The following is a 25,005-nucleotide window of genomic DNA, read 5'->3' on the forward strand; positions in this document are numbered from 1 at the left end:
CTGTGCCGGACGCCGCATGCCGGCCGCGCCCCGCGTGTGGTTCGTGCTGTACACGATCGGATCAACTGCGCCGCCGCGCGGCCCGGTTGCGGGACGTCGTGGCGCCAGGCGAAAAAAGGCCGCCCCGAAAAGGGGGTAGTGGACGTGGAGCGGCCTGTCCAAAGCCTGTCAGCGCATAACGATCGCCGTCAGAACTTGTACGTCGCGCCCACCTGCGCGAACCGGCCGATGTACGAATACACCGACGTGTCGTACCCGCTCTGGTCCAGCGTGCCGTTCGCGAAGATCGGGTCGTACGGCGGCGTGCGGTTGAAGAGGTTGTTGATGCCGCCGTAGATCGTCCAGTTCTTGAAGCCCGTGTACGTCATCATCAGGTTGAACTGGCTGTACGAGCCGACCTTCGACGGCGCGGGCGCCGGCAGCAGGTTCTGCGCGTACGGGCCCGTGAACTGCCACGTCAGCGCCGCATCGAACTTCCGGTAGTTCCAGTCCAGCGTCGTATTGCCGCGCCAGCGCGGGAAACTGCCGCCGAACGGCTGCGTGATCGTGAAGTTGTTGCCCGCGCCGTTGACCGGCGTGCCGCCCGGGAAGCCGATCTTGTAGCTGTTGATGTACGCCCAGTCGCCCGACAGCGTGACCGTGCCCCAGCCCTTGAGCGGCAGGCCCTGGCGGAACGTGCCTTCGAAGCCGTTCGTGTCGAGGTAACCGAGGTTCTGGTACGGAATCATCTTGTACAGCAGCTGGCCCGTCGTCGGATCGGTCACGACCTGTGACGGCGCGCCCTGGCCGATCACGTTGTCGATGCGGATCTTGTACCAGTCGAAGCCGAGATCCGTGTAGCGGCTCGGCGATACCTGGAAGCCGATATTGAAGTTGCGCGTGCGTTCCGGCGCGAGGTTCGGGTTGCCGACGGTGATCGACGTGTAGTTCTGGCCGGTGGCCGGATCGACCTGGATGCCGAGCGTCTGCGACTTGCTGTCCTCGACGAAGGTCGGCGCACGGAAGCCGCGGTTGTACGACGTATACAGCGTGAGGGCCTTGATCGGCTGGTAGCGCAACGCGAAGCGCGGCGAGAAGGCACCGCCCACGTCCGTGTAGTGGTCGTAGCGGCCGGCCTGGCTGAACGTCAGGTTCTCGAGGATCGGCACGTTGATCTGGTAATAGACGGCCGCGACGTTGCGCTGGCCGTTCACCGTCTCGAGGTCCGGGGTAACGACCGCCCCGCTCAGGTATTCGGAGCCCGGCGTCAGCACTTCGCTCTGGTGCGTGAACTGCGCGCCGAAACCGATCCCGACGTCGCCGGCCGGCAGATGGAACAGGTTCGGCGTCGACAGCGTCGCGTCGATCGTGTCGAGCTTCGAGATGCCGAGGTTGTTCGCTTCCTGGAACAGCCCGTTGAACGCGTTCGGCGTTGCCGCCGGGTTCGCAAAATTCAGCGTGCCGTTCTGGTAGATGTTGTTCAGCGCGTTGACGTTCAGCTGGTTCGTGAACACGTTCGACACCGTGCTCTGCGAGTGGCTGACCGACGTTGCCCAGTCCCAGTCGCCGTACGGCAGCGTGAACGACCCCTTGATGCCGGCGGCCGCACGCCAGTAGTTCGCCCAGGTCTTCTGCGCGACCGTGTTCGGAAACGCGTAGGTGAGCGGCGTGGCCGCGCCCGTCGTGTTGTACGGGTTGCTGACCGGTACCGTGTAGTTGAACGGCGACAGCAGCTTCGTCTGCGGATTCCAGACGAGCGCCGGGTTCTGCGGGTTGCCGATCACGTTGTTCCACAGGCCGTCGTTGGTCGTGGTCGTGTTGTAGCTCTCGAGGAAATCCGCGAACGCGGTCGTCTTGTCGTCGATCTTGAAGTCACCATGGAGCTTCGCGTTCAGACGCTCGGTCATCGGCAGGATCGACGTGCTTTCGGCCGTGTTGTACGCGCAGACGGTGCCCGGCGAGCCGGACGACAGCGAATTCGATGCGGCCGGATGCACCGAGCCGCCGAACGGGCAGCCCCCGCTCAGCGCCTGCGCGACGCCGCCGGGCATGTTCCAGTACGAAGGCGCGAGCAGCGAGAAGCCGCCCGGCTTGCCCGTGAAGTCCTGGTTGCGCGTCGAGTCGCGATCGGCCAGCGTGAAGCCGTTCGACTTGTAGTAGCTGAGCGCGGCCGTCACGTTGAAGCGGTCGGCGTTCAGGTCGCCGAAGCCGCCGAGCACGCCGAACTTCGTCGTGCCGTCGCCGTTGCCGGCATTGATCGCGCTGCCGAGGCTGCCGTCGAGCTGCAGGCCGCGGAAATTGTGTTTCGTGATGATGTTGACGACCCCGCCGATCGCGTCCGAACCGTACTGCGACACGGCGCCCGTCTTCACGATTTCGATCCGCTCGATATCGTTGAGCGGGATCGTGTTGAGGTCGAAGAACGAGTCGACGCTGTTCGAGAAGAATGCGTAAGGTGCGACGCGCTGGCCGTCGACCATCACGAGCGTGTACTTCTCGGACAGGCCGCGCAGCGCGATACCGGCCGCGCCGGCCGCGAAGTTGCCCGATTGCCCTTCACCCCAGCTGTTCGCCGAGTTGGCCGCCGCATCGCGCAGGAAGTCGGTGACGGTCACCGCGCCGCTGGCCTGGATTTCCTTCGGCGTGATCGTCTGCACCTGCTGGAAACCGGTCTTGTCGGCCTGCCGGATCAGCGACCCCGTCACTTCGAAGCGCTTGATCTGCGCGACCTTGCCCTGCCCGTTCGCACCGGGTGCGGCAGGCGCGGCCTCGGTTGCCGTACCCGCTGCCGCGTCGGGCGCCGCAGCGCCCGTGGCAGCGGCGGCGTCGGGCGTGCCGCCCGCCTGTGCAACGGTCACGGGCGCGCCGTTCGCGACCGCATCCGCGATCGCGACGGCGCCCGGCGCCGGCTGGCTCTGGGCAAACGCCGGCGGCGCCAATGCCGCCGTCAGCGCCAGCTCCGCCCAGACTATCCTCTTGATGGCCAACGCCAAAACTCTCTGCTTCATCTTGTTCCCTCTCGCTCGTAGTAAGACCCCACCTGCTGCGCGCCGGAACCTTGTGAATTCCTTGCGCGTCCTGGGTGCCCGTGTACCGGAACCCGCGATTGCCACGCCTTCGAATGCCACGCTTTCTACCGCCACAACTCGAACGGCTCGGCTTCGGGGCACCCGCGCCATTCAGCATCACCGTCGTTTTCTATTTTGATTCGCCATACTAAACACCTACATTGAGCGCATTGCCTGCTTCCTGCCGATCCGACCGGCATCCGCTACCGATCTGGTACCTCTCCTTCCTGACGGCCCGCCGCGCCGGCCGCCCTTGCTAGAACAGCCTGGGCGTGCCGACCCAGACGATCACCGCCTCTTCGTCGGCCGTGTTGCGCCACGCATGCGGCATCGTCGACTCGTAATGCGCGGTATCGCCCTCGTTCAGCGTGAACGTGCAATCCTCGAGCGTCAGCGCCACCTGCCCGCGCAACACGTAGACGAATTCCTCGCCCGCGTGCGTCGTCATCTCGGACGACAACTGCCCCGCCGGCATCCTGACGAGAATCGCGTCGAGCTTGCGGCCGTCCACCAGATTCGTCAGCCTGGCGAACCGGCTGGCCGAGTTCGTGAACTGGAAATACTGCAGCGCATCGCCGCGGCATACCGAGCGTGCCTCCGTCGGCGTGTCGATGAAGTACTGCATCGTCACACCCAGCGCCTTCGCGATCCGGACCAGCGACGTGATCGACGGCGTCGCCCGCCCACGCTCGACCTGCGACAGGAACGGCTTCGAAATGCCGGCGATCGTCGACGTTTCGTCGAGCGTGAGTTTCAGGCGCTGGCGCAGCGCCCGGATCTTGTTGCCTAGCGACACGGCGACGAGCACCGACTCATCAGGGGGCACAACCATGGGAAGACGGTCCCTCGCAGTCGAAATCGGTTTGATGTCGTCAAGCCTCGACCGATGCGATGATGCGACCGGCCCGGCGCGATACCCGGCTGCACGCTGTCGCGGCGTGCACGCCGCGCGTGGTGCGGCACGGCACCCGCATCGCGCAGTCGCGCCGATCCGGCACATTTCATTCGGTTTACTAATCAACAAGGCTGCCCCTTTTCCCTCGGCTGACCTGCCCTTCATGCGTCGGTGCCATTGCAGCGGCGCACCGATTTCCGCTCACCGACCACGCCCGCTCCCGCGCTGCGAGCCGTCCTGCCCGTGCGTTGCGTTAGCGGGATGCCACCGCCGTCCAGAGCCGTGCGAGGTCGGCGGAACCGTCGGTGCCCTTGACGGTGCGCAGCAACTGGACCGCCCGCGCCTTCTGACCGGCCACGTAATACGCCTCGCCGAGCCGCAGTCGCGCCGCGTCCGGATGCTCGAGGCCGCCCTTCGCGATCGCCTGCTCCATCATCGGCAGCCCCTGCTGCGCCTTGCCTGCGAAGACGAGGTTCATGCCCGCGTCGATCGGCGCAGCCGGTGTCGCGGCGTCCCCGCCCGACTGCGCGCGCTTTGCCGCGAGCGCCTGCAGCCGTTTCTCGCGATCCGCCTGCGCGTCCTTGCCGAGTACGCCGGACGCGAACCCCTGGTCGATCACCTGCTTGCCTTCGGCGGGCAACCCTGCCACCAGCGCGAGCTGCGTCATCTCCATGTACGCGTCGGCTGTCGCGAGCGAGCCCGTCGCCCGGCGCAACCGGTAGATGTCGAGATCGAGCGACGGCAGATACCCCGGGTTGCCGCGAATCGCCGTGACCATTTCGTCCCAGTACGCGGGGCTCGGGTGGTAAGCCACCAGCAGCCCGAGCGCACCGCGATATGCGTTGCCGTCCTTCACTTTCTGCGCACAGCTCGCAAGCATCTGCAACTGCCCTTCATCCGGCGCGTGTCCGCCGTTCGCCTGCGCGTCGGTGCTCGCCTTCAACTGGCTCACGAGCGGTGTGCAATCGTTTGACAGGTAGTACGACTGCGTGAGCAGCGTGCGCATTTCCGGATCGGATCCGCCGGCCTTCAGGTAGCGCTGGGCGATCCGGATCGCCAGCGGGTAGTTCTTCTGCTGGAAGTAGATGCCAGCCAGCGCCGCCGTGGTCCGCTGCTCGTCCTCGCCCGACAGCCGTCCCGAGTTCAGCACGGCCTCGTAGGCCTGCGCGGCCGTGCCGGAATCGCCGGCCGCCATCGCGGCCGCGCCGCGCATTTCCTCCACCATGTAGGTTTCGTACGGCGTCCGGTTCGGCACGGCCGCCGCCTGGGCGATCTTGCCCAGTGCATCGCGATACTTGTGCGCCCGGTACAGGTCCTGTGCGGCCGCCAACGGTTTTGCCACGTCCGGCCGCAGCGCGTCCGCCGGCAATGCCGGGCGTCCGAGCAAGCCTGCCGCGCCGAGCGCCGCCACCGCCATCATCCGTTTCCATCGTCGCTGGTTCATCGGCTCGTCCGTGGCGTCATTGCATGAACTGTTCGTTGCCGATCAGGCCGATCTTGGTCGCGCCCACGCGTTGCGCGGATGCGAGCACGGCGGCCACGTCCTTGTACGGCACCAGCTTGTTGGGGCGCAGGTGGATTTCCGCCTGCACGGGTTCCGCCGCCACCTGGGTCAGTTTCGCCTCGAGCGCCGTGCGGTCCGGCACCGGTGCGCCGTTCCACGTCGTCGTGCCGTCAAAGTCGATGTCGATCTGCACGATTTCCGGCGGCGTGGCCGGCGGCGGCGGGTTACCCACCGGCAGGTCCATCTTCACCGAATGCATCTGAATCGGGATCGTGATGATCAGCATGATCAGCAACACCAGCATCACGTCGATCAGCGGCGTGGTGTTGATATCGACCATCACTTCCGGTTCGGCATTGCTTCCGCCCGAAGGCACATTCATTCCCATCGTCGACTCCTGTCGACCAGCGTTAGTGCTTCAGCACTTACGCTGGTCCCATGCTTCGCGGTCGATCAGCATTAATGCTTCAGCACCTACGCCGACCCCATGCCCCAAGGCCCACCGGCGTCAGTGCATCAACCCCTGCCGCCAGCCCGCCCTCTCACCAAGGTTCCCGCCCACGACTAGCCGCCGCGTGCGGGCGGCTCCGTAATGAACGACAGTTTCGCAATCCCCGCGCGTTCGCACATCGTGACCACCCGGCCGATGAACTCGTAACGCGTGTTCTGGTCGCCCCGCACGTGGACGCTCGGCTGCGGCTGCTGCTGCGATACGTCCTTCAGCTTCGCGAGCAGTGTCTGCGCATCCACCAGTTGTTCGCCCCAGAAGAAGTCGCCATCGCGGTTCACCGCGATCTCGATGCTCTTCGGCGTCGTCTGCAGCGGTTGCACCGTCTCCTTCGGCAACTGAAGCTGGATCGTGTGCGTCACGACCGGAATCGTGATCAGGAAGATGATCAGCAACACCAGCATCACGTCGACGAGCGGCGTCGTGTTGATGTTGGCGATCACCTCGTCGCTGTCGTCCTGCCCGACGTTCATGGCCATCGCGCGTCTCCGTCAGGCGGTCAGTTCGCAAGCGACGCCGCGGCCGGCGACGAGGACGCCGCGCGTACCGGGCGCCGATTGCCGGCCAGCAACACCGTATGCAGTTGCGCGCCGAAGTTGCGAACCCGCTCCATCACCGACTTGTTGCGCCGGACCAGGAAGTTGTAGCCGAGCACCGCGGGCACCGCGACGGCGAGGCCGATCGCGGTCATGATGAGCGCCTCGCCCACCGGGCCCGCGACCTTGTCGATCGACGCCTGGCCGGCGATACCGATCGCGGTCAGCGCGTGATAAATCCCCCAGACCGTGCCGAACAGCCCGACGAACGGCGCCGTGGAGCCCACCGTGGCCAGGAATGCGAGCCCGTCCTGCATCCGGTTCGACACGTTCGTGATCGAGCGCTCGACCGACACGTCGATCCACGTGTTGCGGTCCACGGCTTCCAGCAGCGCATCTTCATGGTGCTCGCCGGCCTCGATCGCCGTTTCGGCGATGAAGCGGAACGGCGAGGCCTCGTCGAGGAGCCTGGCGCCCTCGGCCAGCGACGGTGCGGACCAGAGCTGCGCATCTGCCAGTTTCGCGCGGCGATTGGCGCGCAACTGCTCCAGGAACTTCGTGATCATGATGTACCAGCTCCCCATCGACATGATCACCAGCAGGATCAGCACGAAACGGGCGACGAAGTCGCCGTTCTTCCACAACGCGCCGAGCCCGTACGGGTTCTCGACTGCTTCCGTCGTGGCCGGCGCGGGCGGCGGAGCCGGTTCGGCGGCGGCCGGAGCCGTGGCCGGTGCGGCAGACGGCGCCGCCTGTGCCGCCGTGCCGGCCGCGCCGCTTGCCTGCGCATGGGCGAGCTGCGGCGCAACGAATCCGTCGACTGCGACGACGGACATCAGGATGCTTGCCGCCAACGCGGCCAGTGAACGCTTCGTCATACCCCACTCCAGTTATTTCGGTGAACTTAATACGTCAGTTCGTGATGGTTTTTCCCGACCCGGTTCGCGCCGGGCCGCCCACTGCATCAATTCAGATTGAACGAGAACGGCACCTGGACCCGCACCGACTGGCCCTGCGCGACGCACTTGAATCGTTTTACGGTGTTGTAGGCAGCGCGATCGAGGACCGGATCGGCCGACTGCGCCACGCGCTCGTTCGTGATGTTCCCTTCCGCATCCACGACGAATTCGATCGTCACGTCACCCGTGATGTTGTTTTCCTGCGCTTCCTTCGGATACTGGATCGACGCGCGAAGCGCATCCGAATTCGGGCACACGACACCCACGTCATGGCTGACGGGCTTGGCGGGCGCCGGGGGCGCCACGACCGGTGCCTGCACGGCCGGCGCGGTGGGTACCGGGGCCGACTGGTGCGTGATCGTCGCCTGCGGCGGCGCCTGCACCGGCACTTCCGGCGGCGGGACGAACGGCGGCGGCGGCGGCGCGAACTTCGGCGGCGGGAGCTTGACCACGGGCATCGGCGGTGGCGGCGGCGGCTTGACCGGCTCGATGATGCGGGTTTCGATCGGGTGCTGGATCACCTGCACGACTTTCGTCGCCAGGCCGTTGAGCAGCGCGTAGATCAGCACTGCATGCAGCACCAGGACGATTCCGATGCCGCCGAACCGGCGTACCGGATTCTGTTGCTTCTTGCCGAACTCTCGCGGACGGCCCAGCGTAGCCAGTCCGCTGTTCGACGTAACCAGACCTTCTTCGACTTTCATGCCCACCATCCATCCCCCAAGCGATTCGCCCAGTTTCGGATTGCTGCCGGCGGCGAAACCAGGTCGGCATCGCCACCGCATCCACCCGAACATTTCATTTCAAATTCAATTTGCAATCCGAATTGAAAGAATTGCATTCGAATTCCAATACATTCTTTTTCAAGGAATCGTTCCGGCCGGCGCGGCCCGGTGTTTGCACCGGAAAACCACGCGCCTGCACGTTCAGGCAATTGTCAGCTGAGCGGGCGGCACCGCGTGTTTCGTATGACGATTCGCCGTTCGTTACACGGTGATGTCATTGGCGCCGTTCACTTGGGTGCAGAAGATAGCAAGGAAAAAATTTTGCCGTCAAACTTTATTTGATACCCGAATACAAAGTTTGGAGGGGATATTCAAATAATATTCCGGTAAGCACAAATACAACTTTTATTATTCAATTGGTAATTGAATTGTATGGGTATATGCAGAAACGGATATTGATCCGCTTCAACATAAATATCGGCATATCTCCTGCACCGCACCAAAAAAGGGCATTCGAACAATAATCTCGAGATTGCATCCCCCCGCCTCGTCATCGCCCGCATGTCGACGGACATGCCGGTCGACCGCCTCGAAGTGGCCGGGATCGTTTCCTCAAGGACGGCGTACCAGCGATGCCGTACCCGAGGTACCCAAAACAGTTAATCTGGAATGCGACATAAATTAAGGATTGGTCGTCGGACTGAAACACATCACCCAACACTTCGCACATCGAATTAACTATCCTGCGACCTGCCCACTGGCAGGACCTGCACCCCTGTCACACACGCACCGACAATTGCCCGCTCACCGCACGCATCAGGACTGCATGCCCTGCATCTTGTGCGAGAAATGCGCACGCTCGGCCGTCTCCATCAGCGTCAGGAATTCATCCTGCATCATGTGGATCAGCGCTTCGTGGTCGCCGGCCTCGAAATAGACTTCCGGCTGCTGTGCAAGACGTTCCTCGAGAAACGTCTTCATGCCGTACGCCATGCAGACCGGCGGCAGCGCACCCATGTCGCAATCCTTGAACAGTTCGCGCAGTTCGACCTCGCGGGCGAGCACGAGATGGCGTCCCGTCTTCACCCAGAGATCCGACAGGCGCACGGCGTGCGTGGTCGGCAATACGGCTGCGACGTAGCCTTCGTCGTCTTCGAGGAGCACGGTTTTCGCGAGGCGATCGCCGGGGATATGCGCGGCGGCGGCCGTCTCCATGCTCGTATGGCTATAGGGGTGGTACACCACTTCGTACCGCGATGACTTCTGGCGCAGGCAATCCTGCAGGGTGGCTGATACTGGCATGGCACACCTCGTCTGGGCGAATCGGGCGAACGGCGTTCGCTCCGGATCTGTTCAGCATAGGTCGCATTCGAGCCAATGGAAACGCCGCCTCACCCCCTGCTCATTCGGGCTCCCGTTCCGGTTCCAACCCCGGTTCCAACCCTTTTTCGCGCAGCCATTCGCGATTGAAGAGCCGCGCACGATAGATGTCGCCGCGATCGCACAGCAAAGTCACGATCGTATGCCCCGGGCCCATCCTGCGGGCCAGCCAGACCGCCGCCGCGACGTTGATTCCGCTCGATCCGCCGACGTACAGCCCTTCTTCGCGCAGCAGCCGGTAGACCATCGTCACGCACTGCGAATCGTCGATTCTCACGGCGTCGTCGATCGGTGCACCGGCCAGATTCGCGGTGACCCGCGTCGAGCCGATGCCTTCGGTGATCGAACTGCCTTCGGCACCGAGGTCGCCCGTTTTCACGTAACCGTAGAGCCCGCTGCCGTGCGGATCGGCCAGCACGATCCGGACCTCCGGATCCTGCTCCTTCAGGTAGCGGCTCACGCCCGCCAGCGTGCCGCCCGTGCCGGTTGCGCAGACGAACGCATCGACCGTGCCCGCCGTATCGCGCCAGATTTCCGGTCCGGTCGTCTCGTAGTGCGCCTGCCGGTTGACGACGTTGTCGAACTGGTTGGCCCATACCGCGTTGTCGAGTTCGTCCGCGAGTCGCCCGGCAATCTTCTGATAGTTGTTCGGGTCGCGATACGGCGCCGCCGGCACCGGGCGCACGTCGGCGCCGAGCGTGCGCAGGATCGCCATCTTGTCCGGCGATTGCGTGTCGGGAATCACGATCACGCAGCGATAACCGCGCGCCGCGCAGATGTGCGCAAGACCGATGCCCGTGTTGCCCGCCGTGCCCTCGACGACGGTGCCGCCCGGCTTCAGTGCGCCACGCTGCTCGGCATCGCGGATGATGTAGAGCGCCGCGCGGTCCTTCACCGAACCGCCCGGATTCATGAATTCCGCCTTGCCCAGGATTTCGCAGCCCGTTTCCGCGCTGAGCTTCGCCAGCCGGATCAACGGCGTGCGTCCCACGCAGTCGACGAAGCCGTGTCGCACGTCCATGTTGCCCTCCGTTGCATTCGCGCTCGCGCGCCCTACACAACCAAGGATAGGACGCGTCGCTTTCGACGCCAGCCGCCGCGTACTAAGCTTGGAGAGCCCATTGCGGCGCGCGCGCCGCATCGCCAGACGAGGTCCGCCATGCTGCAATTCGAAACCTTCGCCGTCGACAAACCCGAGGCCGTGAATTTCATCCTCGGCCAGTCGCATTTCATCAAGTCCGTCGAGGACATCCACGAGACGCTGGTCGGCACCGTGCCGGGCATTCGTTTCGGGCTCGCATTCTGCGAGGCATCGGGCAAACGTCTCGTGCGGCGCTCCGGCACCGATGCGGAACTCGTCGAACTCGCGTGCCGCAACGCCCTTGCGATCGGCGCCGGTCACGCGTTCATCGTGTTCCTCGGCGACGGTTTCTATCCGGTCAACGTGCTCAATGCGATCAAGGCCGTGCCGGAGGTCTGCCGGATCTACTGCGCGACCGCGAACCCGACCGACGTAATCGTCGCGGAAAGCGCGCAGGGACGCGGGATCGCCGGTGTCGTCGACGGCTTTCCGCCGCTCGGCGTCGAGAACGACGACGACGTGCGCTGGCGCAAGGATCTGCTGCGCACGATCGGATACAAGGCGTAGGCGCGGGCCGCCGGAGCGGCCGCGGCGCATACACCGAGCTTCCGCCAGGGCCTGCCCTGCCGACGTGACCGCGTCGGCGATGCGAACCGCGTCTCCCGACCCTGCGAAACAAGAAGAAAAAGCGGCGAGATCAAAGGCGCGGCCGCGGTCAGGATTTCAGGTCGCGGAGTTGGCCGACCGTTAGTTGCAATTCCGGGAGCGTGATTACGCTCCCGGTGGCGACGCGCCGGCCATCCGGCTGTCCTATACTGGCCGCAACAGACTGACCGGCAGCCGTGCCGACACGACGACCGCGCCGCCGTCCCTTCCCGGAGCCACGCATGCATTACCAGCTGATCTACGAACTCGTCGACGATTACCTGTCGCGGCGCGAACCGTTCCGCACCGAACATCTCGCGCTTGCACAGGCCGCGACCGAGCGCGGCGAACTCGTGCTCGCCGGCGCGCTGTCGGACCCGGCCGACCAGGCCGTGCTCGTGTTCGAGGGCGATTCGCCGGAGGCGGCCGAGTCGTTCGCGCGCGCCGATCCGTATGTGCAGAACGGCCTCGTTAAATCGTGGCGTGTGCGTCCGTGGCGCGTCGTGATCGGCAAGCACGCGCCGCGCTAGGCGCGACGCGGGACTACAGCCACCCTGCCCGCTTGAATCGCCACCAAAGCGCGAAGTCGGCGACGACCATCACCGCGATGCAGCCGTAGAAACCGTATTTCAGGTGCAGTTCGGGCATGTTCGCGAAGTTCATCCCGTAGATGCCGGCGATCATCGTCGGTATCGCGAACAGCGCGGCGAACGAACCGAGCCGCTTCGTCACTTCGTTCTCGGCCAGCGAGATCATCCCGAGGTTGACCTGGATCGCCGTGACGACCATCTCGCGGCGCCCTTCGATCGTCTTCACGATCCGCTGCAGATGGTCGTACACGTCGCGGAAATAAGCCGCCATCCCGCTGCAGACCTGCGGCACGCGTCCGCCGGTGAGTTTCGCGAGCGGCTCGATCAGCGGCGCCGTGTGCTGGTACAGCATCACGAGCCGGCGCTTCAGCGAATAGAGATCCTCGATGATCGCGCGCGACGACGCGGGCGTCGCCTTCGCGAAGATCCGATCCTCGAGTTCCTCGAGCTCGGTGCCGAGCGTTTCGAGGATCGGGAAATAGCGGTCGACGACCTGGTCCATCAGCGCGTAGAACACGAACGCCGAGCCTTCCCGCAGCAGATGCGGCTCGTGCTCGCAGCGCTTGCGCACGTCGCGGAAGTCCTGCTCGGTGTGGTTGCGGATCGACAGCACGTAGTTCGGGCCGACGAACACGTTCAGCTCGCCCACCTTGAATTCGCCGTCGTCATCGAGCTCGACCGTATGCAGCACCGCGAACAGCGAATCGCCGTACTCCTCGATCTTCGGCCGCTGGTGCCCCTTGCGGGCATCCTCGAGTGCGAGCTCGTGCAGCCCGAACTCCTCGCCCATCAGGTCGATTTCCTCGGGTGTCGGATCCTTCAGCGCGACCCACACGAAGCATTCGGGCTTCGACACGTAGTCGCTGATGGCGTCGATATCGATGTCGGCCAGCTTGCGGCCGTCCTGGTATGCAGCACAGTTGATCAGCATGGTGCCTCTGATGTTGCGGTTTGCGCATCAGTTTACCGGTTTGCTGCGCGGGCGGCCCGGCTTGCGCGGCACGACGATATTGGTCATGATCGGGCTGCGTGCGCCGCAGCACGCGCACCAGGACACTGCGGCCCAACCGTCAAGGAGACAGACCCATGTGGTATTTCTCGTGGATACTCGGCATCGGCGTGGCGCTCGGCTTCGGCATCATCAACGCGATGTGGCTGGAGGCGGAAGTGTTCTCGCGCGGCGACAAGCGCAACGGTACGCCGAGCCCGCGGCCGGGAGGCAAGGTTTCGTGACGCACCTGGTGTTCTTCTGCGGTCACGCCGGCACCGGCAAGACCACGCTCGCGAAGCGGCTCATCGGGCCGCTGATGCGCGCGACCGGCGAGGCCTTCTGCCTGCTCGACAAGGACACGCTGTACGGCCGCTACAGCTCGGCCGCGATGGGCGCGCTCACCGAGGATCCGAACGACCGCGACAGCCCGCTCTACCTGAAGCACCTGCGCGATCCCGAATACCAGGGCCTGCTCGACACGGCCCGTGAAAACCTCGCGCTGGGCATCGGCGCGCTCGTCGTCGGCCCGCTGTCGCGCGAAGTGCGCGATCGCCGCATTCTCGACCGCGCATGGCTCGGCATCGCCCCCGACGTCACGCTGACGGTCGTCTGGGTCTACACGTCGGAAGACGTCGCGCACCAGCGGATCGTCGCACGCGGCAACCCGAACGATGCCTACAAGCTCGCGCACTGGGTCGAATACCGGCAGCGCCGCTTCGTGCCGACCGGCCACGAATGCGACGGCATCGTGATGTTCGACAACACCGCGCCCTCCGACGCCGACATCGATACGCTGCTGTACCGCATCGCGCCGCGCCCGCCCGCGGCGACGATCGTCCCGCCGCTGCCGGCCTGATCGCCCCTCCTTTTCGTTCCCGCAAAAAACAACGCCGGAAGCGCTGCTGCGCTCCCGGCGTCGTACGGCCCTCGTGCCTGAGGCTGGCGGACGGTCAGGCCACCGCGTGCACTCGCTCCATCGTGCCGCCTTCGTACAGCTTGCCGAAGCGGTTCGACAGGAACGCCTTCAGCGACACCTTTTCCTGCGGGATGAAACCGCTTTGCGGCAGCTTCTTCTCGCGGAACAGATCCAGCACCGCGCACATTGCGCCGGCCGTCGTGATCTGGATCGCGCTCATGTGCATCCCGCACACGTCCTTCGCGAAGATCTTGCGCGTGAACACGTCCTGCACCAGCTGGCCGTCCTTCACGCCCGTCACGGTGATGAACACCAGCACGACGTCCTGCTTCGTCGACGGTACCGCGCGGCGCATGATCGACTTCAGCGTGTCGCGATCGGTCGACAGGCGCAGGTCCTCGAGCAGGAACTGCACGAGATCGCGGTGGCCCGGGTAGCGCACCGACTTGTAGTCGAGCGTCTCGACCTTGCCCGACAGCGTTTCGCACAGCGTGCCGAGGCCGCCCGACGTGTTGAACGCTTCGTATTCGGTACCGTCGAGCGAGAAGTGCTCGAGGCCTTCGAGCGGCTGCACCCACTGCTTGCGGCCGTCGCGGATCGCTTCGCACGGCTGGCAGTATTCGTTGATCAGGCCGTCGACGCTCCACGTCAGGTTGTACTTCAGCGCGTTGGTCGGATACTCGGGCAACGCGCCGACGCGCATCTTCACGTCGCGCACTTCGGTGAAGCCGTTCACCAGTTCATGCGCGGCGAGACCGATGAAGCCCGGTGCGAGGCCGCACTGCGGCATGAACGCACGGTCGGAGCCTTCGGCCAGCTCGCGGATCGCGTGGGTCGCGCGCACGTCTTCGGTCAGGTCGAAGTAGTGGACGCCGGCAGCCTTCGCGGCGGCGGCAACGTTGACCGCGAGGTAATAAGGCAGCGCATTGACGAGCGCATCGAAACCCTTCACTGCTTCGCGAATCGCGTTGGCGTCGGCCGAATCGACCCGTTGCGTCGCGATGCCTTCACGCGACAGCTTCGCGAGCGCATCCGCATCGCGGTCGAACGCGACGACTTCGTAGTCGCCCGTTTCACGCAGCATGTGAGCAATGGTGTGGCCGATCAGACCTGCGCCGACGATGGCGATTTTCATGCGCTTATCTCCTGATGATGGGTTTGATGTAGTGGACGGCGTTGAGCCATGAACACAGTTTAGGGACGCGCAAAATCAGTTCCAAGACGAAGAATGATGCGAAACGACCGATAATTTCGACGTTACGACGACACATTTCGTCGAAACGTCGAAATGCAGGTTTTTCACCCGCTACGGGCCCGCCGAACGCACGCCGCGCTGGCTGAACAAGGTGCCCGACTTCGCGCTGTCGCTCCGGATCGGCAAGATCATGTCGACCACGGTCGGCGAAAACGGCGCGGACTTTCTCGCAGTCAACGTGGGGCTCGGCCGGATCGTGACGCGCATCGCGATGGCGTCGCGGCTCGCGATGGCGCCGTGGATGCAGTTGCGTACGCACTGCGATGTGCCGTGGATCTGCCAGCCAACGGTGGTGCTGGTCAACATCGTCGGTACGCGGATCACCGACCTGCCCATCGTCGGAGTGAACGTCAGCCTCCGAGCGAGCGCGCCGCGTTGATCGTCGAGCTCGCGGCGATCTCCATCGTGCGGCATCGCGTTGAACGCACGCTGTCGATCGACACGATCGTCACACCGCGATGCGAGCGGCTCCATTCGACCGCGATCCCATGCACGTTCGCGTCCGGCACCGCCGCGGGCGATCTTGCAACCGAGACGATCGGCCTCGGCTTCACGTTCGGCGCGCCGTGCGTCGCTGGGGTGACCGCGACTGTGTTCGCGACGTGGCGGTTCGGCGTCAATGCGGTGCCGTCGTTCCGGATCGTGTCCATGCTGACGCGCGCATTCGTCGCGCCGGTCGGCGATCTGCTCTCGCAAGCGCGCAACGATGCGGTGCCCGGTTTCGCAGCGGCATGGACGATCCCGCCGTTCCCGACCGCGATCGTGCTGCCCGTCGCGAACCGGCTGAGCGTCGACATCACGCTCGTCCGTGCAAACGAAGCGCAGTCGTGCGGGTGGGCACATCCCGGTGCGGACCCGTGTGCGGGGCGCCTGGCACGACGCAGCCCGGCAGTCGGGCCGATACGACAGCACAACAAGCGCGGCGCAATGAACGCCGCGCCTGAACGTCAGCCGCCGATCGTCCCGCGATCGATCTTGCGCGACAGGATGATCGACGTCGTCGTGCGCTCGACGCCTTCGAGCGTGCCGATCTGGTCGAGCAGGTCGTTGAGCCGTTCGGGAGAATCGGCGCGCAGCCATGCGACGTAATCGTACTCGCCGCTCACCGCGCACAGCAGTTGCACCTCGGGCATCCGGTCGAGCTTGCGCAACACGTCCTTGCCGAACTTCGGCGTGAGGATGATGCCGACATACGCGTAAATGCTCGCGTCGAGTACGTCCTGCCCCAGCCGGACGCTGTAGCCGGCGATCACGTTGGTCCGTTCGAGCCGCGCGATGCGTGCGACGACCGTCGTGCGCGCGACGTCGAGCTGGCGCGCGAGATCCGCGACGCTGGCGCGCGCATCGGCCTGCAGCAGCGCGACGAGTTGCCGGTCGAGATCGTCGAGTTGGTCGAGACGGGGTGGACGCATGAGGCTGGGCCGGGGCACGACGCGCCGGCAAAGTGGAAGGTGACGCGATGATAGCGCCGAACGCCGGCCTGCCCAAACGGCATCGCCCGGAACCGATTCGAACCTTTCAATTTCGATTCGTATCGGATGTAAGCAAGTGTCGCATTCGCTGCTGCGCCGCACTCGACGTGCTACTAATAGCAGGCGACGCGAGATGCGCGCTTGCGGCAATTGCCGCCGCGCCCGCTCGCCAGACACCACCCCGGAGAGCCAACCATGAAGAAAATTTCGCTCACCCTCGCTACGCTCGCCGTTGCAGCCAGTGCGTTCGCGCAAACCCCGGCGCAGCCGCAAGCGCCCGCTCAGGCCACGACGGCCGCGGCCGCGGCTTCGGCCCCGAGCGCCGAGCAGCGCGAGGCGCGCCATGAAGCCCGCGTCGAGCAACGCATCAAGTACCTGCACGACCAGCTGAAGATCACGTCGGCGCAGGAGCCGCAGTGGAAGACGTTCGCCGACACGATGCGCGGCAACGGCGACACGATGGGCCGTCTCTATCGTGAACGGATGGCCAGGCACGACGTCTCCGCACTCGACGACATGAAGCAGTATGCGGAACTGTCGCAGGCGAACGCGGACGGCGCGAAGAAGCTCGCCGACGCCTTCGCACCTCTCTACGAGAGTTTCCCGGCCGACCAGAAGGCACTGGCCGACACGACGTTCCGCAGCTGGCTGCACCACGGCGGCGAGCATCGTGGCAAGGGCAAGACGAAGGGCAAGGAAGGCAAGGCGGCGGCCGCGCCGGCCGCCAGCGCCCCCGCGCAGCCCTGACGCCCGCCCTGCCGGCGCCGCCGGCACCGCCGGCACCGCCGGCACCGTATACGGCCCGTCCGGGCCGAACGGCACCGCTACAGGCGACCGGCGCGTCACACGGCGCGCCGGATTCGGGATAAGCTCCCGGCTTTTCCCGCACTTCCCAGCCATGCTCGAACTCAAGCACATCGACCTGCGTACCGATCCGCAGGCCCGTCGCGTCGTCAAGGACGAAACCGTCGCCGTTTCCTTCGCGGACGCCGACGGCGAACTGATGAGCCTCGAAGGCCCGAACCGCTATGTGGCGGGCGACGCGCTGATCACGGGCTCCACCGGCGACCGCTGGGTCGTGTCGCGCGCGCGCTTCGACGCCAAATACCTGCCCGCCGATCCGGCACTCGCACACGGCGCGCCGGGTGCCTACCGGAACCGGCCGGCCGTCGTGCTCGCCCGCCGGATGGACGAGCCGTTCACGATCGCCCGCTCGGAAAACGGCGACACGCTGCGCGGCGTCGCCGGCGACTGGGTGATGCAATACGCGCCCGGCGACTACGGTGTCGTGCAGGCGCAGCGCTTCGCGCAGGTCTACCGCGACGCGTGACGCGGCGCGCCGGCATCGCGCCGGCGCGAACGATCACGCAAAGTCTTCGTCGAGTTCGAGTTCGGCGTCCCGCTCGACGGCCTCGCCGGCCGCGTGGCGCTCCTCGAGCGACCCGAGCATCGCTTCCGTATACGCATGCAGCACCGCATGGCTGCGCGCGCGCTGCATCGGCTTGAGCGCCAGATAGCGCGCGAATGCCGCCGGCACGATGCGGATATCGAGCGTCATCCGCTTCGGCGTCGCGCCGAAACGCATCGCGAGCCAGTGCACGGACAGGAACCGCCCGCGCGCGTCGCTGCTTTCGGCGAACCGCGTCTGCTCCGGAAAGAGATCGCAGATCACGCGTGCGAGCGCGTCGAATTCCGCGCTCTGGCATTCGATCAGATAGTCGTCCATCCCGTCTCTCCCGTCAGGCTGCCGATTGCGACGGCCGGCAGGTCTTCACCAGCACGACGACCAGAAGCGCGGCCAGCACGAAATACGCGGCCTCGACCCAGCCGGCCGGCAGCACGCGCACCTGATACAGCAGCGCCGGCGCGGCTGCCAGCGCATGCAGCACGATCGCGAGCGGCAACACGCCCGCGCGGCCGGCGCGCACGCCGCGCCAGACCAGCACCGACAGCGCAAGCTGCAGCACGAACGCCGCGCAGCGTTCGAGCAGCAACAGCAGGATCGACTGTGCCGATAGCGTCGCGAGCATCACGTGCAGCCGCACGACGGTATCGCCCGGCAGGTCGGCGAGCTGGGTCTCCAGCTGGCCGCGGCTCGCGAGCCACGCGAGATACGACCACTGGCCCCACACGAGTACGCCGACGAACCACGCTTCGGCGCCGCCGTGGCCGATCCCGTAGCCGATTCCGCGGCTGTCGCCGGCCGACGCGCCGTAGCGGCGGTTCAGGAAACGCATCCCGAGATAACGACCGGCTTCCTCGAACACGGCGGTCGCAAGCGCGCTGTACGCGACGAACGCGAGCGGCTGCGTGAGCCAGCCGTCGGGCGGCGTCCGGCTCAGCACGAGCCCGTGGAATGCGCGCTCGAGGATCATCGCGAACAGCGTGAAGACGGCCACGCCGACAATCGTGTCGCGGCGGTTCAGCGCAAGCGGCTTGCGCAGGATACGGAAGAGGACGAGCGGCAGGAGCGCGATGATCAGCGTGGCGGCGATCAGCACCGCCAGCGTGACGGGGGCGACAGTCATGTATTTCCTTGTTCGGGGCAGCGCACCTGACGCGCTGCGTGCCCCGAATGATACTCAGCTTGCGGTCGACGCGCGCACAACCAGCTCGCCGGGCAACAGCGAGACGCGTACGTCGCCCGCTGCGCCGTCGATCCGCTCGTGCACGAATTCGACGGCCTTGTAGCCGATTTCGTAGGTCGGCTGCCGGATCGTCGTGATACCGATCAGCTCGGCCCATTCCGGATCGTCGATCGACAGCAGCGCCGCCTTCTGTTGCCACGCGGCGCCGAAGCGCGCGCGCAGGTGGCGCGCGATTGCAAGCGCGACCGGCGCGTTCGCGGCGAACAGCGCCGCGCGCACGCCGCGCCGTGCCGCGTCGTCGATGCGGGCATCGATGTCGGCGAGCGCCGTCGCGGTCGCGTCGGGCTCGTTCAGGTCGAGCACGACGGTCGACGGCACCGTCAGCCCGCGCGCGCCCAGTGCCGCGCGGAATGCGGCCTCGCGCAGGCGCCGCGAGCTGACGCGCTCGAACGGCTGCACGACGAAATGGATCGCGTCGAAACCATGTTCGACCAGGTGCGCGAGTGCCGTCTCGATCGCGTCGGCGTTGTCGAGGCCGATCAGGTCGGCCTCGAAGCCCTCGACGGTCCGGTCGACGAGCACCGCCGGGATGCCGGCCCCGCGCAGCGGGCGCAGCACGTCCTCATCGGCGCCGAGCGCGTTGACGATCAGCCCTTCGACGCGGTAGGTCGTGAGCAGCTGCAGGAAGCGGCGTTCCATCTCGACTTCGTTCGCCGCGTGACAGATCAGCGGCATGTAGCCGAGCGCCTGGCAGGCAGCCTCGACGCCTTGCAGCACTTCGACGGTATAGGGATTGGTCAGGTCGGCCGCGAGCATGCCGAGCAGCCGGTTGCGGCCGCGCTTGAGCCCGCGCGCCATCTGGTTCGGCCGGTAGTTGAGCCGCGCGATTGCCGCTTCGATCCGCTGGCGCAGATCGGTGGACAGCACGTGCGTCTCGCCGTTCAGGTAGCGCGACACGCTGGTTTTGCCGGTGCCGGCTTCGCGCGCGACATCGCTGATCGTCGCCGGACGCGTTGTGGTTGGTTGCGAATCGGTCACTGTCGTGCCTCGCGACGTTCGATCCGCGCCGCTTCGTGAGCAGACGGATCTTTGTTGTTGGAAACGTAAGCCACCCGGTGGAATCTCCTGTCGATCCGCGTTAGCGCTTCAGCGCTTACGCGGATCCCATGCTTCGCGGTCGATCCGCGTCCGCCCTTCACCGCTTGCGCGGATCCCACGCTTCGCGGTCGATCCGCGTCCGCCCTTCACCGCTTACACGGATCCCACGCTTCGCGGTCGATCCGCGTCCGCCCTTCACCGCTTACACGGATCCCGCGCTTCGCGGTCGATCGGCGCCGGCGCATCGGCACCCGCCCCGGTCACGTGCACAAGCAGCCGGCCGCGCCGGACCCGGCGCGGATACCCGTCGCTGGACGCCGCCGGCAGCGCTGCCGTGCCGTCGATACGACGCGCGGGGATCATAACGCAGCCAGCCCTCCGGCACCAAGACCATCGACTCTAACGAAGGCGCCCGCCCGCCGGGCGGGCACCTGCTCGTGGTGGCCCGTTACCCGCCGCGCCTCAGGCGCGCGCGAGCGCATCCGGATTGACGAGATTCGTGCGCAGCGTGCCGGCCAGCGCGCCGACCAGGTTTTCCGCGGCGCAGCGCGCCATCGCGTGGCGCGTCTCGTGCGTCGCCGAGCCGATATGCGGCAGCGCGACGACATTCTTCATTTGCAGCAGCGGCGAATCCGCGGCCAGCGGTTCCTTCTCGAACACGTCGAGCCCCGCGCCGCGGATCGTACCCGCGCGCAGTGCATCGATCAGCGCGGCTTCGTCGACCACCGGCCCGCGCGATGCGTTGATCAGGATCGCGCCGCGCTTCATCTTCGCGAATTCGGCCGCGCCGATCAGGTGGTGCGTTTCGGGCGACAGCGGCACCTGCAGGCACACGAAATCCGCTTGTGCGAGCAGTTCGTCGAGCGTCACGCGCCGTGCGCCGTACTGCGTTTCGGCTTCCGCGTGCGCGGAACGGTTCGCGTACAGCACCTGCATCCGGAAGCCGAGCGCCGCGCGGCGCGCGACCGCGCCGCCGATCCGCCCGAGCCCGACGATGCCGAGCGTCTTGCCCTGCACGTCGGTGCCGTACAGGTCAGGGCCGATGCTGCGATGCCAGTGGCCTGCCTTCACCCACTCGGCCAGCTCGACCACCCGTCGCGCGGACGCGAGGATCAGCGAGAACACCGTATCGGCGGTCGATTCGGTCAGCACGTCCGGCGTATGCGCGAGCACGATTCCGCGCCGCGTGAGATCCGCGACGTCGAAGTTGTCGTAGCCGACCGAGATCGTCGACCACGCCTTCAGCCGCGGTGCGCGGTCGAGCATGTCCGGCGTGACCTTCAGGCTCGCGCCGATCGCGCCGTCCGCGTCGCCGAGGGCATCGGCGAGGGCTGCGGCACCGTCGGCCTGCACGACGTCCGCATGCTCGCGCAGGTACGCGAGGACGTCATCGGGCAGCGGCTTGTACGCGACGATACGGGGCTTCATCTGATTCATTTTCCTTGCAGCGGCGCCGCGAGCGGATGCGTATCGGGCGCCTGGGGTTTGACGGACAGCGTGAGGATCACCGCGGCGACGAGCGCGGCGCTCATGAACGCGTACGACGCGACGGGCGAGCCGGTCGCACCGTTCAGGTAGCCGACGAAGTACGAGCCGACGAACGAGCCGAGCGCGCCCATGCTGTTGATCAGCGCCATCGCGCCGCCGGCGACGTTCTTCGGCAGCAGTTCCGGCACGATCGCGAAGAACGGGCCGTACGGCGCGTACATGGCGGCGCCCGCCACGACCAGCAGCGCATACGAGATCCAGAAATGCGACGAGCCGAGTGCGTACGATGCGGCGAACGCGGCCGCGCCGATCAGCAGGAACGGCCATACGAAGCCACGGCGCGAACCGACCTTGTCGGACGCCCACGACGCGGCGAGCATCGCGATCGTCGCGGCGAGATACGGCAGCGCGGACAGCCAGCCGGTCGCGACCATCCCGAGGTCGGAGCCGTTCTTGACGATCGACGGCAGCCACAGCACGAAGCCGTATACGCCGATGCTCCAGCAGAAGTACTGGGCGCACAGCTTGATCACGGCCGGCGAGCGGAATGCCTCGCCATAGTTGCGCACGGGCTTGATCGCCGCCTGCTCGGCCGCGAGCGCGGCGTCGAGGTCGCGTTTTTCCTGTGCGTTGAGCCACGGCGAATCGGCCGGCTTGTCCTGCACGAGGAACCACCAGCACACGGCCCAGAGGACGGCCGGCACGCCTTCGGCGATGAACATGTGGCGCCAGCCGAATTCGTGCACGAGATAACCCGAGACGATCGACATCCACAGCACGGTGACCGGGTTGCCGAGGATCAGGAACGTGTTCGCGCGCGAGCGTTCGTTCTTCGTGAACCAGTTGCTGATGTAGATCAACATCGCCGGCATCACGGCCGCCTCGACGACGCCGAGCACGAAGCGGATCGCCATCAGCGACGGGATGTTGCTGACGACGCCCGTGAGCGCCGCGCAGGCGCCCCACAGGATGAGGCTGACGAACACGAGCTTCTTCACGCTGCGGCGTTCCGCATAGATTGCGCCGGGGATCTGGAAGAAGAAGTAGCCGAGGAAGAACAGCGCGCCGATCAGCGACGACAGGCCTTTGCTGATCCCGAGGTCCTGGTTGATGCCGGCTGCGGCGGCGAACCCGTAGTTCGCGCGGTCGAGGTAGGCGAGGCTGTAGGTGATGAAGACGATCGGCATGATCGTCCACCAGCGGCGGGCAGCGAGTGTATTGGCCATCAGAATGTCTCCTGTGTCGATCGGAGTTAGTGCTTTAGCACTTACTCCGATCCCATGCTTCGCGGTCGATCAGAGTTAGCGCTTTAGCGCTTACTCTGATCCCATGCTTCGCGATCGATCAGAGTTCGCGCTTCAGCCCTTACTCCGATCCCATGCTTCGCGGTCGACCAGAGTTCGCGCTTCAGCCCTTACTCCGATCCCATGCTTCGCGGTCGATCAGAGTTCGCGCTTCAGCGCTTACTCCGATCCCATACATGCACGACTAAATGAGTCCGCGGATTGTGCCGTGTCCGGCCTCTCATTGCGCGGTGAAGGTTTCCTCTAAGCGATCGGCGTGATTGGTGACGTTTTCGAATCGATCGAGCGCGGCACGGGTCGGCAGCCCTTCCGAGTCGCCGATCACCTGGATCGCGAGCGCACCGATGCGGTTGCCGCGCGCCACGGCCTGTTCGATCGTCTTCCCTTCCAGCAGCGCGCTGACCACGCCGACCGCGAAGCCGTCACCGGCGCCGACCGTGTCGACGACGTTCCGCACACGCTCGCCCGCCACCGTTCCGTCACGGCCGTCAGCCGTCCGGTAATACGCACCTTCGGCACCGAGCTTGATCACCACACCGCGCGCGCCTTGCGCGAGATAGAAGCCCGCGATATCGGCCGGCGTGTCGTGCCCGGTCAGTTGCCGCCCCTCGGCGATGCCCGGCAGTACCCAGTCGGCGAGCGACGCGAGCGCATTCAGCGTCTTCGCCATCACGTCGGCGGACGGCCACAGCGTCGGGCGCAGGTTCGGGTCGAACGAGATCGTCTTGCCGGCCGCGCGCATTTCGCGCGCCAGCTTGAACGCGAGCTCGCACGACGTCGCGGAGATCGCCGGCGCCACGCCCGTCAGGTGCAGGTGGCGCGCGCCGAGCACGTAGTCGGCCACGTAGTCGTCGCACGACAGGTGGCTCGCGGCCGAGCCCTTGCGGAAATACTCGACGGTCGGGTCGCTGCCGTCGTCGTTGCGCGACTTGAGCTGAAAGCCGGTCGGGTAGCGCGGATCGACGGTCACGCACGATGCGTCGATGCCCTCGCGCGCCAGCGTGTCGAGCACGTAGCCGCCGAACGAATCGCGGCCGACGCGGCTCATCCAGCCGACCCGGAAGCCGAGCCGCGACAGGCCGATCGCGACGTTCAGGTCGGCGCCCGCGATCCGCTTCGCGAATTGCGCCGCATGCGCGAGATGACCGGGCTCGGTCGCGACGAACATCGCCATCGCTTCGCCGTAGGTCACGACATCGAGTGGTGCTTTCATGAATGAACTCTCCAGGATCCTTCCGCCGTCACGCGGTTGCGAGCCACGCGACACGCCGGCACGCATCGCCCGCCAGGTCGGTCGCGTCGAACGGAAACTCGATGCCGCGCGGCGCCTGCTGCGGCAGCACCGCGAGCACGCCGGTCACGAGCGGGTCGTTCGGCGCCGGCGCGGCGGCGAAACGGCGCGCGCCCTCGCCCTCGACGGCCTTGCAGTGAATGTATTCCACATGGGATGCGAGCACTTGCGCGCAATCAAGCGGCGCCTCGCCGGGCCACTGCCAGTTGCCGATGTCGAACGTCATCCCGAGCGCATCGGGCATGCCCGCGGCGGCCAATGCATCGAACAGCCCGCGGAACTGCGCGAGCGCGCCGCCGACCGGAAGCTGGCCGTTCTCGACCACCACGCGAGCCTTCGCGTCGCGCGACAGCGCGACGATGTCGGCCGCGTGCGCGTCGCCGGCGAAGCCGCCGAGCTGGAATTTCACGAAGCGCGCGCCAAGCGCGTCGGCTTCCGCGAGCGCGCCGCGCAATGCGTCCGCATCGAGCGCGCCCGTTTCCGTGTACAGGTTGGCCGGCGTCGAATAGACCGACCACAGCCCGTGGCCGGCCAGTAGCGCACCCAGCGCGGCGAGCGCGCCGGGCGCGGCGTCCGCTTCCGACGCGAACAGTTCGCGCCGCACCTCGAAACCGGTCGCACCCGATGCCGCCGCGGTCGCGACGAATGCGCTGTGGCCCTCCTGACGCACGCGGTCCATCCCGAATGCGCTCGCCACGATCACGATGTCTGTCATTTAGCCCTCTTTTCCCC

At 66.1% G+C, this 25,005-nt stretch carries 28 protein-coding genes; 8 read left to right on the forward strand and 20 right to left on the reverse strand.

Translation table 11 applies throughout. The features are described from left to right. Nucleotides 1-188: 188 nt before the first annotated feature. From AB3K92_RS31715 to AB3K92_RS31745, 7 genes are all read right to left on the reverse strand, one after another. Nucleotides 189-2,987: a TonB-dependent receptor gene (locus AB3K92_RS31715; protein WP_059816992.1), complete on the reverse strand. Its 2,799-nt coding sequence runs from the start codon at nucleotides 2,985-2,987 to the stop codon at nucleotides 189-191. 316 nt (nucleotides 2,988-3,303) lie between these two features. After that, nucleotides 3,304-3,879 carry a helix-turn-helix domain-containing protein gene (locus tag AB3K92_RS31720; protein ID WP_042975880.1) on the reverse strand — a complete coding sequence of 192 codons (576 nt, stop codon included), beginning with the start codon at nucleotides 3,877-3,879 and terminating at the stop codon, nucleotides 3,304-3,306. Nucleotides 3,880-4,195: 316 nt separating this feature from the next. Then, nucleotides 4,196-5,386 carry a tetratricopeptide repeat protein gene (locus AB3K92_RS31725; RefSeq protein WP_369466556.1) on the reverse strand — a complete coding sequence of 397 codons (1,191 nt, stop codon included), beginning with the start codon at nucleotides 5,384-5,386 and terminating at the stop codon, nucleotides 4,196-4,198. A 16-nt stretch (nucleotides 5,387-5,402) separates the two neighbouring features. Beyond that, on the reverse strand, nucleotides 5,403-5,834 hold the full coding sequence (locus tag AB3K92_RS31730) for a biopolymer transporter ExbD (protein WP_048022780.1): 432 nt from the start codon (nucleotides 5,832-5,834) through the stop codon (nucleotides 5,403-5,405). Nucleotides 5,835-6,010: 176 nt separating this feature from the next. Next, on the reverse strand, nucleotides 6,011-6,433 hold the full coding sequence (locus tag AB3K92_RS31735) for a biopolymer transporter ExbD (protein WP_021160935.1): 423 nt from the start codon (nucleotides 6,431-6,433) through the stop codon (nucleotides 6,011-6,013). Nucleotides 6,434-6,453: 20 nt separating this feature from the next. Beyond that, complete coding sequence (locus AB3K92_RS31740; protein WP_021160934.1) at nucleotides 6,454-7,368, reverse strand: MotA/TolQ/ExbB proton channel family protein; 915 nt, start codon at nucleotides 7,366-7,368, stop codon at nucleotides 6,454-6,456. A gap of 86 nt (nucleotides 7,369-7,454) precedes the next feature. Further along, nucleotides 7,455-8,153 carry an energy transducer TonB gene (locus AB3K92_RS31745; RefSeq protein ID WP_042975914.1) on the reverse strand — a complete coding sequence of 233 codons (699 nt, stop codon included), beginning with the start codon at nucleotides 8,151-8,153 and terminating at the stop codon, nucleotides 7,455-7,457. Here AB3K92_RS31745 and AB3K92_RS31750 point away from each other — a divergent pair. Next, nucleotides 8,152-8,394 carry a hypothetical protein gene (locus tag AB3K92_RS31750; protein WP_124467399.1) on the forward strand — a complete coding sequence of 81 codons (243 nt, stop codon included), beginning with the start codon at nucleotides 8,152-8,154 and terminating at the stop codon, nucleotides 8,392-8,394. The two genes, AB3K92_RS31745 and AB3K92_RS31750, sit on opposite strands and share 2 nt — an antisense overlap. A 596-nt stretch (nucleotides 8,395-8,990) precedes the next feature. On the opposite strand, the gene AB3K92_RS31755 is transcribed toward AB3K92_RS31750, so the two are convergent. Beyond that, complete coding sequence (locus AB3K92_RS31755; protein ID WP_027787328.1) at nucleotides 8,991-9,476, reverse strand: aminoacyl-tRNA deacylase; 486 nt, start codon at nucleotides 9,474-9,476, stop codon at nucleotides 8,991-8,993. A gap of 100 nt (nucleotides 9,477-9,576) precedes the next feature. Continuing rightward, on the reverse strand, nucleotides 9,577-10,575 hold the full coding sequence (locus AB3K92_RS31760; RefSeq protein WP_059495877.1) for a cysteine synthase A: 999 nt from the start codon (nucleotides 10,573-10,575) through the stop codon (nucleotides 9,577-9,579). Between the two features lie 138 nt (nucleotides 10,576-10,713). Here AB3K92_RS31760 and AB3K92_RS31765 point away from each other — a divergent pair, with 138 nt between their 5' ends. Together AB3K92_RS31765 and AB3K92_RS31770 are read left to right on the forward strand one after the other, a co-directional pair. After that, the gene (locus AB3K92_RS31765) at nucleotides 10,714-11,202 is read left to right on the forward strand and encodes an adenosine-specific kinase (RefSeq protein ID WP_369466557.1); all 489 of its coding nucleotides are present in this window, start codon (nucleotides 10,714-10,716) and stop codon (nucleotides 11,200-11,202) included. Between the two features lie 320 nt (nucleotides 11,203-11,522). Further along, the gene (locus tag AB3K92_RS31770; RefSeq protein ID WP_369466558.1) at nucleotides 11,523-11,810 is read left to right on the forward strand and encodes a YciI-like protein; all 288 of its coding nucleotides are present in this window, start codon (nucleotides 11,523-11,525) and stop codon (nucleotides 11,808-11,810) included. Between the two features lie 13 nt (nucleotides 11,811-11,823). On the opposite strand, the gene corA is transcribed toward AB3K92_RS31770, so the two are convergent. Continuing rightward, nucleotides 11,824-12,801 (reverse strand): magnesium/cobalt transporter CorA, encoded by a 978-nt coding sequence (corA, locus tag AB3K92_RS31775; RefSeq protein WP_048022784.1) that lies wholly within the window; start codon nucleotides 12,799-12,801, stop codon nucleotides 11,824-11,826. A 155-nt stretch (nucleotides 12,802-12,956) separates the two neighbouring features. Here corA and cydX point away from each other — a divergent pair, with 155 nt between their 5' ends. Next, a complete protein-coding gene (gene cydX / locus AB3K92_RS31780; RefSeq protein ID WP_048022786.1) occupies nucleotides 12,957-13,103 on the forward strand; it encodes a cytochrome bd-I oxidase subunit CydX in 147 nt (48 codons plus the stop codon). Then, entirely contained in the window at nucleotides 13,100-13,717 is a 618-nt protein-coding gene (locus AB3K92_RS31785) for an AAA family ATPase (RefSeq protein ID WP_369466559.1), read from the forward strand. The genes cydX and AB3K92_RS31785 overlap by 4 nt, the downstream gene beginning before the upstream one ends. A 94-nt stretch (nucleotides 13,718-13,811) precedes the next feature. Here the strand turns inward: AB3K92_RS31785 and AB3K92_RS31790 are convergent, their stop codons facing one another. After that, entirely contained in the window at nucleotides 13,812-14,912 is a 1,101-nt protein-coding gene (locus tag AB3K92_RS31790; protein WP_021160924.1) for a saccharopine dehydrogenase family protein, read from the reverse strand. Nucleotides 14,913-15,123: 211 nt separating this feature from the next. Here AB3K92_RS31790 and AB3K92_RS31795 point away from each other — a divergent pair, with 211 nt between their 5' ends. Next, nucleotides 15,124-15,411: a hypothetical protein gene (locus AB3K92_RS31795; protein ID WP_321896398.1), complete on the forward strand. Its 288-nt coding sequence runs from the start codon at nucleotides 15,124-15,126 to the stop codon at nucleotides 15,409-15,411. Here AB3K92_RS31795 and AB3K92_RS31800 read toward each other — a convergent pair. Both AB3K92_RS31800 and AB3K92_RS31805 read right to left on the reverse strand, forming a co-directional pair. Then, nucleotides 15,383-15,829 carry a hypothetical protein gene (locus tag AB3K92_RS31800; protein ID WP_369466560.1) on the reverse strand — a complete coding sequence of 149 codons (447 nt, stop codon included), beginning with the start codon at nucleotides 15,827-15,829 and terminating at the stop codon, nucleotides 15,383-15,385. The genes AB3K92_RS31795 and AB3K92_RS31800 overlap by 29 nt on opposite strands. Before the next feature lie 150 nt (nucleotides 15,830-15,979). Next, nucleotides 15,980-16,444, reverse strand: a complete 465-nt coding sequence (locus tag AB3K92_RS31805; RefSeq protein WP_006481526.1) for an Lrp/AsnC family transcriptional regulator — start codon at nucleotides 16,442-16,444, stop codon at nucleotides 15,980-15,982. 255 nt (nucleotides 16,445-16,699) lie between these two features. On the opposite strand from AB3K92_RS31805, the gene AB3K92_RS31810 reads away from it, so the two are divergent. Together AB3K92_RS31810 and AB3K92_RS31815 are read left to right on the forward strand one after the other, a co-directional pair. Beyond that, nucleotides 16,700-17,251, forward strand: coding sequence for a Spy/CpxP family protein refolding chaperone (locus AB3K92_RS31810; RefSeq protein WP_021160922.1), 552 nt, complete (start codon nucleotides 16,700-16,702; stop codon nucleotides 17,249-17,251). A 151-nt stretch (nucleotides 17,252-17,402) separates the two neighbouring features. Next, on the forward strand, nucleotides 17,403-17,834 hold the full coding sequence (locus AB3K92_RS31815) for a PGDYG domain-containing protein (RefSeq protein WP_021160921.1): 432 nt from the start codon (nucleotides 17,403-17,405) through the stop codon (nucleotides 17,832-17,834). Nucleotides 17,835-17,867: 33 nt separating this feature from the next. Here the strand turns inward: AB3K92_RS31815 and AB3K92_RS31820 are convergent, their stop codons facing one another. The 7 genes from AB3K92_RS31820 to AB3K92_RS31850 form a co-directional block, all read right to left on the reverse strand. After that, nucleotides 17,868-18,230, reverse strand: a complete 363-nt coding sequence (locus AB3K92_RS31820; protein ID WP_048022794.1) for a DUF3022 domain-containing protein — start codon at nucleotides 18,228-18,230, stop codon at nucleotides 17,868-17,870. Nucleotides 18,231-18,243: 13 nt separating this feature from the next. Continuing rightward, nucleotides 18,244-19,032, reverse strand: a complete 789-nt coding sequence (locus AB3K92_RS31825; protein WP_021160919.1) for a YhfC family intramembrane metalloprotease — start codon at nucleotides 19,030-19,032, stop codon at nucleotides 18,244-18,246. Nucleotides 19,033-19,086: 54 nt separating this feature from the next. Then, nucleotides 19,087-20,130: a LacI family DNA-binding transcriptional regulator gene (locus tag AB3K92_RS31830; RefSeq protein WP_021160918.1), complete on the reverse strand. Its 1,044-nt coding sequence runs from the start codon at nucleotides 20,128-20,130 to the stop codon at nucleotides 19,087-19,089. 522 nt (nucleotides 20,131-20,652) lie between these two features. Then, the gene (locus tag AB3K92_RS31835; protein ID WP_021160916.1) at nucleotides 20,653-21,618 is read right to left on the reverse strand and encodes an NAD(P)-dependent oxidoreductase; all 966 of its coding nucleotides are present in this window, start codon (nucleotides 21,616-21,618) and stop codon (nucleotides 20,653-20,655) included. Nucleotides 21,619-21,623: 5 nt separating this feature from the next. Beyond that, nucleotides 21,624-22,904: an MFS transporter gene (locus AB3K92_RS31840; RefSeq protein ID WP_021160915.1), complete on the reverse strand. Its 1,281-nt coding sequence runs from the start codon at nucleotides 22,902-22,904 to the stop codon at nucleotides 21,624-21,626. A 298-nt stretch (nucleotides 22,905-23,202) separates the two neighbouring features. Further along, nucleotides 23,203-24,195 carry a sugar kinase gene (locus AB3K92_RS31845; protein WP_059488420.1) on the reverse strand — a complete coding sequence of 331 codons (993 nt, stop codon included), beginning with the start codon at nucleotides 24,193-24,195 and terminating at the stop codon, nucleotides 23,203-23,205. A 28-nt stretch (nucleotides 24,196-24,223) separates the two neighbouring features. Beyond that, on the reverse strand, nucleotides 24,224-24,988 hold the full coding sequence (locus AB3K92_RS31850; protein WP_059488418.1) for a TIM barrel protein: 765 nt from the start codon (nucleotides 24,986-24,988) through the stop codon (nucleotides 24,224-24,226). Between the last annotated feature and the right edge of the window lie 17 nt (nucleotides 24,989-25,005).

The organism is Burkholderia sp. Bmkn7 (assembly GCF_041103175.1).
Classification (GTDB): domain Bacteria; phylum Pseudomonadota; class Gammaproteobacteria; order Burkholderiales; family Burkholderiaceae; genus Burkholderia; species Burkholderia cepacia.